Source organism: Sphingomonas sp. GW821-FHT10F11 (genome assembly GCF_058809095.1).
The window spans coordinates 23,639-37,101 of the sequence record NZ_JBXASH010000004.1 but is presented as its reverse complement, the minus strand read 5'-3'; the positions used below and the strand labels follow the sequence as shown (position 1 = coordinate 37,101).

Here is a 13,463-nt window from a genome sequence, read left to right as displayed (position 1 = left end):
GGCGAGACGCGCCTTCGTCAGCGTTTCCCAACTGGGCCCCGGCCTCCGCCGGGGAAGGAAGAAGAACGCTTCCCGCCCCACCCCAAACAAGCGCCATCATCCCGGCCGCGACGAGGCGCAGCCGCCGATCATCAGTCATCGTCCGTCTCCAGAATTCAGCGTTGTGGCCTGGGCCGGATCAGCGCGAAGGCGACCAGCATCGGTACCCCCAGGATCAAGGTCGCGGCGCTCCACACCGCCTGCGCCCGCGCGCCCAACTCTCGCCGCCGCGCCAGCAGCCAGGCGATCGCGCCCGAAAGCAAATGCAGCAGCGTCATCCCGACGATCACCCCGACGGGCAGCGCCACCGGCACGCGCACCTCGAGCGGCTCATGCTGGCCGAACAGCCCTTCGGCTTTGTCGCGCGCGATCTTCAGCGGCAGCGACAGCCAGTAAGGGGCGTAGCGCGACACTGCCGGGAAATCGGGGTTGAGCGTCCGCTCGGCAACCGCTTTCGGACACCCCGCTCCGTCGACCTTCACGATCTGTTGCCACGCCCGGCCCGGCCCGTCGATCGCGCCATGCCCATAAGTGAAGGAGATCAGATAGCCGTCGAGCAGCTCGATCGCGTCGATCCGCGACATGCCGCCGATCGGCGCGGGCAGGGGGATCGTCGCCAGCGCCGGATGAAGCCGGTCGCCTTCGTCCAGCACCCGCGCGTCATAGATGCGCAGCGCCTTGTCGCTCACCAGCCCGATCGCGTCGCCCATCTTGGTCGGCCCGTTCGCAATCGTCTCGGCCGCGGGCAGGGTGATGCGAGTATGGAGGCGCCCGTCATCCTCGTTGAACGCGGCGATCTGCGATGCCGCCATCAATTGCCCGCCGGCGACCGGCAAAGGAGGCGTCCGGAATGGCGCACCGCTATCGAGGCCGAGCACCCCGGCCCGCGCAAGCGTCGCCAGCCGCACGCCGTGGAAGCGCATATCGTCATGGCTGAAGGTCCAGCGCACACCCGCCCGCGCGTCGTCGAATTCGATCGGCACGACATTGGTCAGCCCGCCCCGTGCCGGCAGCCGCGCGGCCTGAGGCGGCAGGGTGAAGACTTCGGACAGCTTCACCTGCTCGCGCCACAGACCGGCCTCCCGGTCGCGCCGCCCGGCCAGCCCCGCCTCGATCAACGGCCCGCCCTCGGCACGCACCGCCTCGACCACGCCGCCCTTGGGCGGCACGCTGTTGAGCGGATGGGTGCCCGTCGCGATCCACACGATCTGGAAGACGATATCGCCCGCCACGACCGCCACGATATAGGCGCCCATCGCCACGCTCAGCGCCGTCCCGGTCAGGGCGCCCCCACGCGGCGTCTCCTCGAGATCGGGCTTGAACACGCTCGCGACCAGGGCCGCCAGCAACAGCGCCACCATCGCCTGCACCGCGACCGCGCCCCAGCCCGAGGCGGCGCTCATCGTCGGCAGCAGCGCCGGCACCAGCGCCAGCCAGGCGTAGCGCCGCGGGCCGAGCATCGCATAGATTCCGGCAAGATAACCGATCAGCGCAATCAGCAACGCCGCGACCGGCAACAGCCAGTGCCGCGCATCGACGAAGCGGGCGCCGATCGCGCCATGGCTGGCCAGCAGCATCAGCACCGGCAGCGCCGCGGCCACCGCCAGCATCGCCGCCCCGGCGCCGGCCACCGCCAGCAGGATCCGCCCCGGGGCGAGCGGCCGGTGCAGCAGCATGATCCACTGGTTGGTCCGCCGATAGGTGCCCGCCTGGTAGAGGCCGAACAATATGCCGGCGACGGCGTAGATGCCGGCGACCAGCTGATAGACCATCAGCGGCTGCTGGATCGCGTCGACCACCCGGTCGAAGAACAGCAGCACCCCGGCATGCAGCGCGGCGGCGCCAAGCGCCAGCCAGCGGAAGCGGCGGCACTCGGCCTTGAACAGTTCGAACATGAAAGGCTCCTCAGCCCTGCGGGCCGGCGTGATGGCGGGTCAGGAAGGCGTCGACCGCGCGGTCGAGCGGCACGGCCTGGCTCTGAATGGTCTTGGCGCCGTGGCCGCGCAGGAAGTCGGCGAACCCGTCCCCCTGGTCGATCACGGTATAATGATGCACCCCGTCGATCCGGCGATGCTGGAGCAGCCCCGGCACGCCCTCAGGCTCGGGCCCCTTGAACGGGATGTCGGTCACCCACAGCCGGATGCGCTCGCAGAAATCGTCGGGCGCCGAGAAATTCCGCAGCCGCCCGCGTTCCAGCACGACGAGATTGTCGGCCAGCCGCTCGACTTCCTCGATCTGGTGCGAGCAATAGAGGATGGTCCGCCCCTCCGCCGCGACCCCGTCGATCAGCGCGTCGAGCACGCGGCGCTTGGCGACCACGTCGAGCCCGAGCGTCGGCTCGTCGAGGATCAGCAGCTCGGGATTCTGCCCCAGCGCCATGGCGAGGTTGAGCCCCGCCCGCTCGCCACGCGACAGCTGCGACACGCGCTGCTGCGCCAACAGGTCGAAGCTGCCGATGACGTTATGAAAGGCGCGCTCGTCCCAGCGCGTGCCGTGGTGGCGCCGCTGCATGTCGGCGATCGCGGCGACCGTCATCCAGCCGGGCAGCGTGTGCTCCTCGTTGACGAAGCCGATCCGCCCGCGATCCTCCGGCGTCAGCGCGCGGCTGTCGCGCCCGAGGATGAAGGCGTCGCCCGAATCCGCGGTGATGAAGCCGAGCAGCAGCCGGAACAGGGTCGACTTGCCTGCGCCATTGGCGCCGACCACGGCATGGATGCCCCCGCGCGGCAAAGCGAGGTCGAGCTTGTCGATCGCGACCTTCCTGCCATGCCGCCGGGTCAGCGCCCGCGTCTCGATCGCGAACTCGGTCCGCGCCGCGGTCACGCGATCCTCCGCGGCGCCAGCAGGTCGAGCGCATCCTCGACCCGGGCGATCGCCACATCATGCGGATACTGGATCGCCACCACCTCGTTGACGAAGCGCCCGAGCGCATCGTCGAACCGCCGCTCGCGCTCCTCGGCGCTGAACTGCTGCCGCCGCACCGCGACGAACAGTCCCAGCCCCTGGCGCGATTCGAGCCAACGCTCGGACGTCAGGGCGGTATAGGCCTTGGCCACGGTATTGGGGTTGATGCCGAGCTGCTGCGCCAGTCCGCGCACGCTCGGCACCTGAGCGCCCTGCGCCAGGTCGCCGGTGGTGATCTGCATGCGGATCGCATCGACGATCTGGCGGCTGATCGACCGGCTGTCGCCGGTGACGATCGCGATGGCGATGGGTGTGGTTCGGGCCAAGGGGCGACTCGCTGTCTGTGTGTACTAGGTGACGTAGTACAGATAGCGCCCTGCCTGGTCAATAGGTACAAATCTGCCGCAACCGGTCGCGATCGAGCACCACCCATGCGCCATGCCGCTTGTCGACGATCTGAAGCTGCTTCAGATGGCTCACTTCGCGGTGGACGCTCTGCCGCGTCACGTCGAAGATATCGGCGATGTTGGAATGCGTGATCGGCAGCGTGATCCGCGTGCCGCCGTCGCCATCCTCCTCGCCGGCATGCTCGGCCAGATTGGCGAACATCGTCGCGATGCGCTGCCCCAGCCGCTGAGTCGCGCGCTGCTCCCGGCTCGCCATCTGCCGCGAGATCGCCTGGGCGAACTTGCGGCACAGCGCCTCGGGGATTTCGGGAAAGCGATGATACAGCTCCCAGAAATCGTCACGCTCGATTTGGCGCAGCACCGCGTGCGTCAGCGCGATGGTGGTGTGGTTGTGGTTGCGCCGGGCGATCACCGCCGTCTCGCTGAAGCAATTGCCGGCGGCATAGATGGTGATCAGCGCCTCGCGCCCGTCGACATGCAGGCCGATCAGGCTCAGGAACCCGCTCTCCACCTGGAAGATGCGCGTTGCCGCTTCGCCGGCGCGCTTGACCGGCAGGCCCGGCGCCACGCTGATCCGCGTCATGCGCGCCTCGATCGCCTCGCGCACATGCGGCGGCAGCTCGCCGATCCAGTTCTCGCGGTTGATGATGCCCGCTCGGGGCGCGCTCGGCGGCTCGTCCATATCCGCATCCTAACGCAATTAATTCCCGGCCGGTGTAACATTGGTGACACGCATGGCGGCTCGCGCCGGTGCAGATGCCCCTGATCGCGGATGGCGAAGACGCCGCCGCGCCAACAACCCGGGCACGCGAATGCCGGGGTAAGGGGAGAAGGACATGATCGATCGTCGCGCGCTCTGGCGCACCGCAACAGCCCTGGGCGCCCTCACTGCCGCGCCGGCCTATGCCCAAACCAATGCCGATCCGGCCCAGACGGCGGAGCAGGCCGCGGACGCCGAGTCGCTCTCGATTATCAAGGATATCATCGTCACCGCGCGCCGCCGCGAGGAATCGCTGCAGAGCGCGCCGGTCACCGTCACCGCCTTTTCCGGCGCGCAGCTTCAGGAAAAGGGCATCACCACTATCGACAGGCTGATCCAGGCGACCCCCGGCGTAAATTTCGACGCCAATCCGCGCGCCGCGCCGCGCCCCTTTTTCCGCGGCATCGGCAGCAGCAACCAGGGCGCGGGCGGCGATCCCTCCTCGGTCGCCTTTCTCGACGGCGTCTATCTCGCGCGCGGCGCGATGCTCGGCATCGATTTCTACGACATGGAACGCGTCGAGGTGCTGAAGGGGCCGCAGGGCACGCTCTGGGGCAAGAACGTCGTCGGCGGCGCGATCAACTTCATCACCGCGAAACCGTCGCGCGAGGCCGAGGCGAGCGCTCAGATCACCATCGCCGAATATGGCCAGCTCAACGGCCATGTCATGCTCAACCTGCCGGTGACCGACGGCATCTCGACCCGGCTGGTGCTTGGGGCGGTGACCAACAACGGCTATCGCCACACACCGGACGGCCGCCCGCTCGACGACGAGAACATGGTGAGCGCCCGCTTCCAGACCAGGATCGATATCGGCGCCGACACGTCGCTGCTGCTGTCCGCGGACATCGCCAACCAGGATCTCTCGGACAATTCGCGCTTCAACGTCATCGTCCTGCCGTTCCGTACCACGCCGCCTTATGGCTATGACGATTACGACAAGCCGCGCATCGCCAATCCGGATCGCCTCGGCTTCATCCGCTCCCAGACCGGTGGCCTGCGCGCCGAACTGAACAGCGATGCGCTCGGCTTCGCCAACTGGACCACCACGGTCGCGTGGCGCACGCTCGATTACAGCTTCTCCAACGATCTCGACGGCACCAACGCCGCGACCAATCTCGCCAATCATCTCGGCACGGACGGCCTCCAGATCATCGGCCTCGAAAAGGCGGATTCCTATTCGGCCGAATCGCGCCTGTCGTCGCTCGGCACCGGCCCGCTAAGCTGGGTCGCCGGCCTCTATTACAATCACGATACCATCTACCGCGAGCGCGAGACTCAGCAGCAGGTCGTGGCGACCAGCGTCAACCGCTTCAACGGCGAATCGCGCAACGACAGCTATGCCGTGTTCGGCGAGGCGCAGTACAAGTTCGGCTTCGGCCTGCGCGTCTTCGCCGGCGGCCGCTTCACCCAGGAAAAGAAGGTCTACCGCGCCTCGCGCATCCGCGGCACGCCGGCCGCGCCCGTGGTCAGCTACGATATCTCGGCGACGCCCGGCGTGTTCGAGAAAGGCGTGTTCACCTACCGCGCCGGCGTCGACTTCCGCGCCAACGACAACATCTTCGCCTTCGCGACCATCTCGACCGGCTTCAAATCGGGCGCCTTCCAGGAACAGCCCGGCACCGCGGCGCTGGCAATGGTGCCGACCGCGCCGGAAAAGGTCACCAATTACGAGATCGGGCTGAAGACCGACTGGTTCGATCGCCGCCTGCGCGCCAACATCTCGGCCTTCAAAATGGATTATCAGGATTTCCAGACGATCAAGGTCGTGCCCGACGCCAGCGGCGGCCCGCTCGCCACGCGGCTGACGGTCGATACCGCCGACGCCGTGATCAAGGGCATCGAGACCGAAGTCATCGCGCAGCCGGTCGAATGGTTCGATGCGACGCTGCGTTACACCTATCTCCACCCCTATTTCACCCGCTTCATCCAGACCGCGGCGTTCGACGCCTCGGGCAATCCGGTGTTCGTCGACGCGGCGGGCAACCGGCTGAGCCGAACGCCCAAACATGCCGTGGTCGCCGATGTCGGGGTGCAGACGCCAAAGGCCGATTGGGGCTGGCTCCGCGCCGGCGTGGTGATGGATTATCAGAGCGATATCTTCGACAACAACGTCAACGATTATAAGGAATATCGCCGCGCCCGGACTCTGTGGGACGCGAGCATCACCTGGCATCCGAACGATCGCTGGTCGGCCCAGCTCTGGGTCAAGAACCTGACCGACAAGGAATATCGCATCTGGCAGACCAATGGCGGCAGCTATCAGTTCGTCCAGTACGGCCCCCCGCGCCAGATCGGCGTGACGCTGAATGCCGCCTTCTGATGCCGTATCCTTCCTCCGCCATGGGAGCTGACCCGACGTGCTGATGCTGCTCGGCTATCTGATGATCGCGACCTTCATGGTCCTGATCATGACCCGGCGCCTGTCGGCGCTGGTCGCGCTGATCCTCGTGCCCCTGGTGTTCGGGGTCATTGCGGGGCACGGTGCCGATCTCGGGCCGATGGCGGTGGACGGTCTCGCCAAGCTCGCGCCGACCGCGGCGCTGCTGCTGTTCGCCGTGCTGTTCTTCGCGATCATGATCGATGCCGGCCTGTTCGAGCCGCTGGTGACGCGCATCCTGCGCTTTGCCGGCAACGATCCGATGCGCGTCGCGATCGGCACGGCGATGATGGCGTGCGTCGTCTCGCTCGACGGCGACGGCGCGACCACCGCGCTCATCACCATCACCGCGTTCCTGCCGGTCTATCGCCGGCTCGGCATGAATCCCCTGGTCCTCGGCGTCATCCTTGCGTCCGCAAACACCGTCATCAACCTCGCCCCCTGGGGCGGGCCGACCGGCCGGGTCGCGGCAGCACTTCGCGTCGATGTGGCCGATCTGTTCGTGCCGCTGCTCCCGGCCATGGTCGCCGGTATCCTCGCGACCTTCGGCATCGCCTGGTATCTCGGCAGGGGCGAGCGCAACCGGCTCGCATCGACAGCCGCCGGAACCGAGGTGCCCGCTGGCGACCTTTCCGCGACTATCGCCACTGGCCTGACCGACATCGACGAAGCGCGGGAGGCACTGCGCCGCCCCCGTCTCTTCCCGGTCAACCTCGCCCTGACCATTGCCGTCATCGGCCTCGCCGTCTCGCATGTCGTGCCGCTGGCTTTGGTGTTCATGGTCGGCCTGTCGGTCGCATTGATGCTCAACTATCCGCGCATCGAGGCGCAGCGCGACCGGCTCGCCGCCCACGCCGCGACGGCGTTGCCGATCCTGATCCTGATCCTCGCGGCCGGCGTCTTCACCGGCGTGCTCGCCGGCACGGGCATGGTGGATGCCATGGCCAAGGGCGCGATGACGGCGATCCCGCCCGCGCTCGGTCCCTGGCTCGGCCCGGTCACGGCGTTCATGGCCGCGCCGCTCACCTTCGCGCTCTCCAACGATGCCTATTATTTCGGGGTCGTGCCGGTGATCGCCCAGACGGCCTCGCATTACGGCATCCCCGCGGTCGAGATCGGCCGCGCCTCGCTGCTCGCCCAGCCGATCCACGCGCTCAGCCCGCTGCTCGCCGCGCTCTATTTCTCCTCGGGCCTGCTCGGCGTGGATGTCGGCGCGCTCCAGCGCTTTTCGCTCAAATGGGCCTGCCTGCTCACCCTTGTCCTGATCGCCACTGCCTGCGCGACCGGCGCCATCCTCTGAGGTATCGATGACCGAACGACTGACTGGAACGATCAACGTCATCGTGCCGACCGGGGCGGTCGGCGCCGGGGTGCGCGACAGCGACGTGCAGCACGGCCTCGCCGCCGGCGCTCACGCCATTGCCTGCGATGCGGGATCGACCGACAGCGGCCCGGCCTATCTCGCGACCGGCCGCTCCAAATATGCGCGCGATTCGGTCAAGACCGATCTCGCCATCCTGATGCGCGCCCAGGCGTCGGCAGGCATCCCGCTGCTGATCGGATCGTGCGGCACCTCGGGATGCGACATGGCGGTCGACTGGATGCGCGACATCGCGCTCGAGATCGCGCGGGAGGAAGGCCTGAGTCCCCGCATCGCCACGCTCTATTCCGAACAACAGCCCGCCGATCTGGTCCGTGCCGCTGCGGAGGGCAGGGTGACGCCGCTCCCGCCGATGGAAGACACTGACGCAATGCTCTTCGCCGAATGCGACCATATCGTCGCGCTGATGGGGCCCGAGCCCTATATCGAGGCGCTGCGGCAGGGCGCCGATATCGTGCTCGGCGGCCGCACGACCGACACCGCGGTGATCGCCGCCGTGCCGATCATGCTCGGCGCCGGCGTCGGCCCGGCCTGGCATGCCGGCAAGACGGCTGAGTGCGGCGGGCAATGCACGGTCACCTCGCGCGACGGCGGCGTGCTGATCCGCGTCGGCCGCGACGCGTTCGAGGTCGAGCCGCTCAGCCCGACCAATGCCTGCACGCCGGCCACGGTCTCGGCGCATATGCTGTACGAAAACAGCGATCCGTTCGAGCTGCTCGAACCCGGCGGCGTGCTCGACGTGCGCGAATCCTCCTATGCCGCGGTCGATGGCCGGGTGGTGTGCGTCTCCGGATCGCGCTTCCTGCCCAGGCCCTATACGATGAAGCTCGAAGGCGCCGCCGGTGGGCCGTTCCAGACGATCATGCTGGTCGGCATCCAGGATCGCGGCGTGCTTGCCGAAATCGACCGGTTCGTCGCGCAGATGCATGCCTTCCTCACGGCGCGGGTCGAGGCGACGATGGGTCCCCATGCCGGCGCCTTCGACATCTCGCTGCGGCCCTATGGCTGGAACGCCGTCTCGGGCACCGTCATCGGCGCGCCGGAGCCGCCCCCGCGCGAGATCGGCCTGTTGTTCGTCGCGACCGCGGAGACTCAGGAGATCGCGACCCAGATCGCCAAGACCTGCAACCCGGGCTTCTTCCATATGCCGCTCGACGCCGATCTGGAGCTGCCCAGCTACGCCTTCCCCTTCTCGCCGGCCGAGACGGAGCGCGGGCAGGTCTATGATTTCAAGCTCAACCATGTGATCGCCGTCGACGACCCGCTTCAGCTCGCCCGGATCGTCTTCAGCGAAAAGGACGCCCTGCTCGATGCCTAAACTCAGCCAGGTCTGCCATGTCCGGTCGAAAAATGCCGGCCCCTTCTGGATCACGCTCGACCTGTTCTTCGCTGACCGCGCGGCGTTCGATCTGTATGCGGACGCCCCCCAGCTCGGCACGCAGGCGATCGGCCAGGCCTTCCAGGTGGACGCCGCCCTGATCAAGCGCTTCACCGTGCCCGATCTCTGCGTGGTCAAACTCTCCTACCCCCGCCCGGCCCCCCAGGGCGGACGGCTGGAGCGCGACATGCACGGCGGCCAGCAATATGTCCGGCTGCTCGATGTGGAGCTGTGAAAAAGGGGTCAGAGTCGTTTTTCGAGCGAGGCTAGCTGCGGTTATCCCGCCCCAAAAAGCGCCCAGACGCTCGCCAGATCCTGCACCACATGCCCCAGCGACTTGTACACCGTCACCTCCTCCGCCGACCGCCGTCCCGCGACCCGCCCCGCCAGCACCTCGCCGATCTCCCCGGCGATATGATCGTCGTTGATCAGCCCCGCCGCCTTCGCGTTCAGGAACTCGGCGCCCTGGGCCAGCACGCCCTCGCGGCTGTCGGCGATGAAGCGGGATCGCACGACCAGATCATGGTCGACCTCGACCGGCCCCGCATAGCCTGATCCGATCAGGTTGAGGTGAGTCCCCGGCCGCACCCAGGCGCCCAGCAGGATCGGCTCGGCCGCGCCGGAGACGGTGCAGACGATATCGGCCTCCGTCACCGCCTCGCGCGCGTCGCCCACTGCCACAATGTCGATCCCCGTCTCGACGCCCATCGCCCGCGCCAGTTCCGCCGCGCGATAGGGCGAGCGGCCCCAGACCAGCACCCGCTCCAGCGGGCGCACCGTGGCGATCGCCCGGATATGAGTCGCCGCCTGCTCGCCGGTGCCGAGAATGGCGAGCACGCGGGCATCGGCCCGGGCCAGCGCATCGGTCGCCACTGCGCTCGCCGCGGCGGTGCGGATCGCGGTGACTTCGCCGGCATGCGCGATGCACACCGGCTCGCCCGTCTCGGGATCGAAGATCGCCACCACGCCCTGATGCGATTGGCGCCCCTTCGCCGCATTGCCCGCGAATACGCTGATCAGCTTGGCGCCGAACGGCCCGTCCGCGGCCAGCGCGCCCGGCATGATCCCGAACAGCCGCCCCTCGCTCAGCGGGATGATCGATCGCAGCAATTGCCGCGTCTCGCCGGTCGAAAGCGCGATCATCGCCTCGCGCACGATCGGGATGCAGAGGTCGTAGGTCAGGCGCTCGCGCACCTCCTCGCGGTCGATCAGGCGCATGGAAACTCCGCAAGAAGCCAAGGGCAGGGGATCCCGTCCGCCCCATCCTGTCCGCCAACGCCGCCGCACGCAACCGCAGCTCGATTCAAGTCAGCGCCGCCCGGGCCTAGGGTCGAGCGCCGTCATTCCCGGCTGCGGCGAGGAGAAAGCGCGATGGTGCAGCGATTTTTCGAACGCGCAAGTAAAGCTCAGGCTATATCCGATAGGGGTCGCATAATTCGCCGAATAAAGGCTCAGTCATGGCGCACTATCGATTCAGGCGCGGCAGGCTCGCGCCGTTGGATATCTCCAACACATGAAATCGAATTTTCCAACAGGCTGCGCAACCGGCAAGAAGCAGGCGAAAATTTCGGGGGGTACGTTGGGTCGCGTAAATCCGCGAATATTTGCCCATCGCTCGGGAAAACGACCAGACTATACTGTACAGGCGCAGCCGGTGGCGTACCGATACGGCGCCGTGGCAGCACTATTCTCGCGCTTTACTGTGCACCCCGAACCGGGCGAGGCAACGCCGTTTCGCGAAATCAAGACGTTGAAAACAAAGAAAAATCACGCAAACCGGTGCCAAATGCCGCTCGAACCGCCGCTAAAACCGCCTCAAGAGTCGCATTAGTGGAAGAACGTGCCTTCGATCACCGTCACGCAGGTCCCCCCCAGCACCACCCGGTCCCCATCGAGCCGGCAGGCCAGCCGCCCGCCGCGCGCGCTCGCCTGGAAGGCGGTGAAACTGTCGCGGCCCAGCCGCTTCGCCCAATAGGGCACGGACACGGCATGCGCGGAGCCCGTCACCGGATCCTCGTCGATTCCGGCGCCGGGCGCGAACACGCGGCTCACAATATCGGTGTCGCCGCCGGGCGCGGTGACGATGGTGAGCACATCGCCCTCGGCCGCAAGCTTGCGGAAATCGGGTTTCAGCGCGCGCACCTGCGCCTCGTTCTCCAGCACGATCAGCCCGTAGCGCCCGGTCTGCCACAGGGTCTCGACCGCGCTCTCCAGGCCCAAAGCCGCGACGATCTCGGGCAAGGGCTTGGGGTCGGGCGCCCAGGCCGGCAGCGCCAGCTCATAGCCGTCGCCGGCCCGCGCCACCTCGAGCACCCCGGCCTTGCGCGTGCGGAAACGGACCTTGTCCAGCGACGGATCGCTCGACAACACGAAATGCCCGCTCGCGAGCGTCGCATGGCCGCACAAGGCGACCTCGACCGCCGGGGTGAACCAGCGCAGCTCGAAATCCGCCGCTCCGCTGTCGTCGGGCAGGATGAAGGCAGTCTCGGCCAGGTTGTTCTCCGCCGCGATCGCCTGGAGCGTCGCATCGTCAAGCCACGCGGCGAGCGGCATCACCGCCGCGGGATTGCCCTCGAACGGCTTGGCGGCGAACGCATCGATCTGGACGAGCGGAATCCTCATAGGCGCTTCCCGAACCAATGGGGGGTGACATCCGCCTCGATCAGCGGATTGTCGGTGTCGACATGCCCTTCGGGGTCGAGATGGATCAGCACCTCGACCTTGGGGAATTGCTTGCGGATCTTCGCCTCGACCGCGTCCATCACGACATGCGCGTCGGCCACCGTCATCTCCGGCGCGACATACATGTGGAACTGCGCGAAATCATGGCTGCCGGATCGGCGCGTGCGGAAGTCGTGGATGCCGCGCAGCTCGGGGTGCTGCGCCGCAGCCTCGATGAAGCGCTTGCGCTCCTCCTCGGGCCATTCCTTGTCCATCAGCTGGTCGATCGCGTTGCTCGACGCGCGAAACGCGCCGAACGCGAGCCAGGCGGCGATGACGATGCCGAACAGCGGGTCGGCACCGCTCCAGCCGAAATACTGGTCGAGCACCAGGGCGACGATCACCGATCCGTTGAGCAGGACGTCGGACTGATAATGCATATTGTCCGCCATGATCGCGACCGATCCGGTGCGCCGGATGATGCTGCGCTGATAGACCAGCAGCACCAGCGTCGACAGGATCGCGATGACCGACACGCCGATGCCGAATTCGGCGTCATGGGTCGGATCGGTCTCGCCGAACGCCATGATCGCACGCCAGGCGATGCCTGCGGCGGACGCGGTGATCAGCATGACCTGGAACAGCGCCGCCAGCGCCTCCGCCTTGCCGTGCCCGAACCGGTGATCGTGATCCGCCGGCGTCGCGGCGAGGCGCACGCCGTAGAGCGTGACGAGCGACGCAAGCAGGTCGAGGCCCGTATCGGCGAGCGACCCGAGCATCGCGACCGACCCGGTATGCCAGGCGGCAAACCCCTTCAGCCCGAGCAGGAACAGCGCCATCGCCACGCTGGCGATGGCGGCCCGCACGACATAGGGAATGGCGCGGCGCTGGTCCTCGGTCATGGGAAGAGCAACCCTTCGTTCCAGCTATCTCCGGCACGCACGAACAGGCGGCGCTCGTGAAGCCGGTGCTCGCGATCCTGCCAGAATTCGATCCGCTCCGGGGTCAGGCGATACCCGCCCCAATGCGGCGGCCGCGGTACCGGTCCGCCCTCGAAGCGCGCCTGCACCTCCGCGAAGCGTGCCTCGAACGTGGCACGCGAGTCGAGCGGCCGCGACTGGTCGGACGCCCAGGCGCCAAGCTGCGAATCGCGGCCGCGGCTGGCGAAATAGGCGTCCGATTCGGCATCGCTCGCCAGGCTCAGCGCGCCCTCGATGCGGATCTGCCGGCGCAGCGACTTCCAGTGGAACAGCAGGGCGGCATGCGGGTTGGCCGCCATCTCGCCCGCCTTGCGGCTCTCGCGGTTGGTGTAGAAGACGAAGCCGCCCGGCCCATGCCCCTTGAGCAGCACCATCCGCACCGAGGGGCGGCCCTCCGCATCCGCGGTGGCCAGCGCCATCGCGTTCGAATCGTTCGGCTCGGTCTCGCGAGCCTCGGCGTACCAGGCGTCGAACAGCGTGAAGGGGTCGGTCTTGGTCACGGTTGCGATCTAGGCCGAGGCTTTCCGCGTGTCGATGCTTCCCGCGAATCCACTGGCAAGCTATCCCGCAGTG

13 protein-coding genes are annotated in these 13,463 nt (G+C 67.6%); 5 read left to right on the top strand and 8 right to left on the bottom strand.

Annotated elements, in window-relative coordinates; genetic code table 11:
- Window positions 1–155: 155 nt before the first annotated feature.
- The 4 genes from AC1RT8_RS13445 to AC1RT8_RS13430 are packed head-to-tail and all read right to left on the bottom strand — an operon-like array spanning window position 156 to window position 4,032.
- Window positions 156–1,934, bottom strand: coding sequence for a hypothetical protein (locus AC1RT8_RS13445; protein WP_493076164.1), 1,779 nt, complete (start codon window positions 1,932–1,934; stop codon window positions 156–158).
- Window positions 1,935–1,944: 10 nt separating this feature from the next.
- Entirely contained in the window at window positions 1,945–2,862 is a 918-nt protein-coding gene (locus AC1RT8_RS13440; protein WP_493076163.1) for an ABC transporter ATP-binding protein, read from the bottom strand.
- On the bottom strand, window positions 2,859–3,269 hold the full coding sequence (locus AC1RT8_RS13435) for a GntR family transcriptional regulator (RefSeq protein WP_493076162.1): 411 nt from the start codon (window positions 3,267–3,269) through the stop codon (window positions 2,859–2,861). Before AC1RT8_RS13435 ends, AC1RT8_RS13440 begins: the two co-directional genes overlap by 4 nt.
- A 58-nt stretch (window positions 3,270–3,327) precedes the next feature.
- The gene (locus tag AC1RT8_RS13430) at window positions 3,328–4,032 is read right to left on the bottom strand and encodes a Crp/Fnr family transcriptional regulator (protein WP_493076161.1); all 705 of its coding nucleotides are present in this window, start codon (window positions 4,030–4,032) and stop codon (window positions 3,328–3,330) included.
- Window positions 4,033–4,186: 154 nt separating this feature from the next.
- Between AC1RT8_RS13430 and AC1RT8_RS13425 the strand changes: the two genes are divergently transcribed.
- From AC1RT8_RS13425 to AC1RT8_RS13410, 4 genes are read left to right on the top strand one after another with little or no spacing between them, the layout of a single operon-like run.
- Window positions 4,187–6,433: a TonB-dependent receptor gene (locus AC1RT8_RS13425; RefSeq protein ID WP_493076160.1), complete on the top strand. Its 2,247-nt coding sequence runs from the start codon at window positions 4,187–4,189 to the stop codon at window positions 6,431–6,433.
- Between the two features lie 43 nt (window positions 6,434–6,476).
- On the top strand, window positions 6,477–7,790 hold the full coding sequence (locus AC1RT8_RS13420; RefSeq protein ID WP_493076521.1) for a CitMHS family transporter: 1,314 nt from the start codon (window positions 6,477–6,479) through the stop codon (window positions 7,788–7,790).
- Between the two features lie 7 nt (window positions 7,791–7,797).
- On the top strand, window positions 7,798–9,189 hold the full coding sequence (locus AC1RT8_RS13415; protein WP_493076159.1) for an acyclic terpene utilization AtuA family protein: 1,392 nt from the start codon (window positions 7,798–7,800) through the stop codon (window positions 9,187–9,189).
- Entirely contained in the window at window positions 9,182–9,484 is a 303-nt protein-coding gene (locus AC1RT8_RS13410; protein WP_493076158.1) for a DUF4387 domain-containing protein, read from the top strand. Before AC1RT8_RS13415 ends, AC1RT8_RS13410 begins: the two co-directional genes overlap by 8 nt.
- Before the next feature lie 41 nt (window positions 9,485–9,525).
- Here the strand turns inward: AC1RT8_RS13410 and AC1RT8_RS13405 are convergent, their stop codons facing one another.
- Window positions 9,526–10,467 (bottom strand): ornithine cyclodeaminase family protein, encoded by a 942-nt coding sequence (locus AC1RT8_RS13405; protein WP_493076157.1) that lies wholly within the window; start codon window positions 10,465–10,467, stop codon window positions 9,526–9,528.
- Between the two features lie 295 nt (window positions 10,468–10,762).
- Here AC1RT8_RS13405 and AC1RT8_RS13400 point away from each other — a divergent pair, with 295 nt between their 5' ends.
- Window positions 10,763–11,080 carry a hypothetical protein gene (locus AC1RT8_RS13400; protein ID WP_493076156.1) on the top strand — a complete coding sequence of 106 codons (318 nt, stop codon included), beginning with the start codon at window positions 10,763–10,765 and terminating at the stop codon, window positions 11,078–11,080.
- On the opposite strand, the gene AC1RT8_RS13395 is transcribed toward AC1RT8_RS13400, so the two are convergent.
- The 3 genes from AC1RT8_RS13395 to pdxH are packed head-to-tail and all read right to left on the bottom strand — an operon-like array spanning window position 11,077 to window position 13,390.
- Window positions 11,077–11,871: a PhzF family phenazine biosynthesis protein gene (locus tag AC1RT8_RS13395; RefSeq protein ID WP_493076155.1), complete on the bottom strand. Its 795-nt coding sequence runs from the start codon at window positions 11,869–11,871 to the stop codon at window positions 11,077–11,079. The genes AC1RT8_RS13400 and AC1RT8_RS13395 overlap by 4 nt on opposite strands.
- The gene (locus AC1RT8_RS13390; protein WP_493076154.1) at window positions 11,868–12,812 is read right to left on the bottom strand and encodes a cation diffusion facilitator family transporter; all 945 of its coding nucleotides are present in this window, start codon (window positions 12,810–12,812) and stop codon (window positions 11,868–11,870) included. Before AC1RT8_RS13390 ends, AC1RT8_RS13395 begins: the two co-directional genes overlap by 4 nt.
- On the bottom strand, window positions 12,809–13,390 hold the full coding sequence (pdxH, locus tag AC1RT8_RS13385) for a pyridoxamine 5'-phosphate oxidase (protein ID WP_493076153.1): 582 nt from the start codon (window positions 13,388–13,390) through the stop codon (window positions 12,809–12,811). The genes AC1RT8_RS13390 and pdxH overlap by 4 nt, the downstream gene beginning before the upstream one ends.
- Window positions 13,391–13,463: the final 73 nt, after the last annotated feature.

Excerpts from the sequence above, each read along its gene's own strand:
- AC1RT8_RS13445 (WP_493076164.1), bottom strand. The coding sequence starts at position 1,934 with ATGTTCGAACTGTTCAAGGCCGAGTGCCGCCGCTTCCGCTGGCTGGCG.
- AC1RT8_RS13400 (WP_493076156.1), top strand. The coding sequence starts at position 10,763 with ATGAAATCGAATTTTCCAACAGGCTGCGCAACCGGCAAGAAGCAGGCG.
- AC1RT8_RS13395 (WP_493076155.1), bottom strand. The coding sequence starts at position 11,871 with ATGAGGATTCCGCTCGTCCAGATCGATGCGTTCGCCGCCAAGCCGTTC.
- AC1RT8_RS13415 (WP_493076159.1), top strand. The coding sequence starts at position 7,798 with ATGACCGAACGACTGACTGGAACGATCAACGTCATCGTGCCGACCGGG.
- AC1RT8_RS13425 (WP_493076160.1), top strand. The coding sequence starts at position 4,187 with ATGATCGATCGTCGCGCGCTCTGGCGCACCGCAACAGCCCTGGGCGCC.
- AC1RT8_RS13430 (WP_493076161.1), bottom strand. The coding sequence starts at position 4,032 with ATGGACGAGCCGCCGAGCGCGCCCCGAGCGGGCATCATCAACCGCGAG.
- AC1RT8_RS13420 (WP_493076521.1), top strand. The coding sequence starts at position 6,477 with ATGCTGCTCGGCTATCTGATGATCGCGACCTTCATGGTCCTGATCATG.
- AC1RT8_RS13410 (WP_493076158.1), top strand. The coding sequence starts at position 9,182 with ATGCCTAAACTCAGCCAGGTCTGCCATGTCCGGTCGAAAAATGCCGGC.
- AC1RT8_RS13390 (WP_493076154.1), bottom strand. The coding sequence starts at position 12,812 with ATGACCGAGGACCAGCGCCGCGCCATTCCCTATGTCGTGCGGGCCGCC.
- AC1RT8_RS13405 (WP_493076157.1), bottom strand. The coding sequence starts at position 10,467 with ATGCGCCTGATCGACCGCGAGGAGGTGCGCGAGCGCCTGACCTACGAC.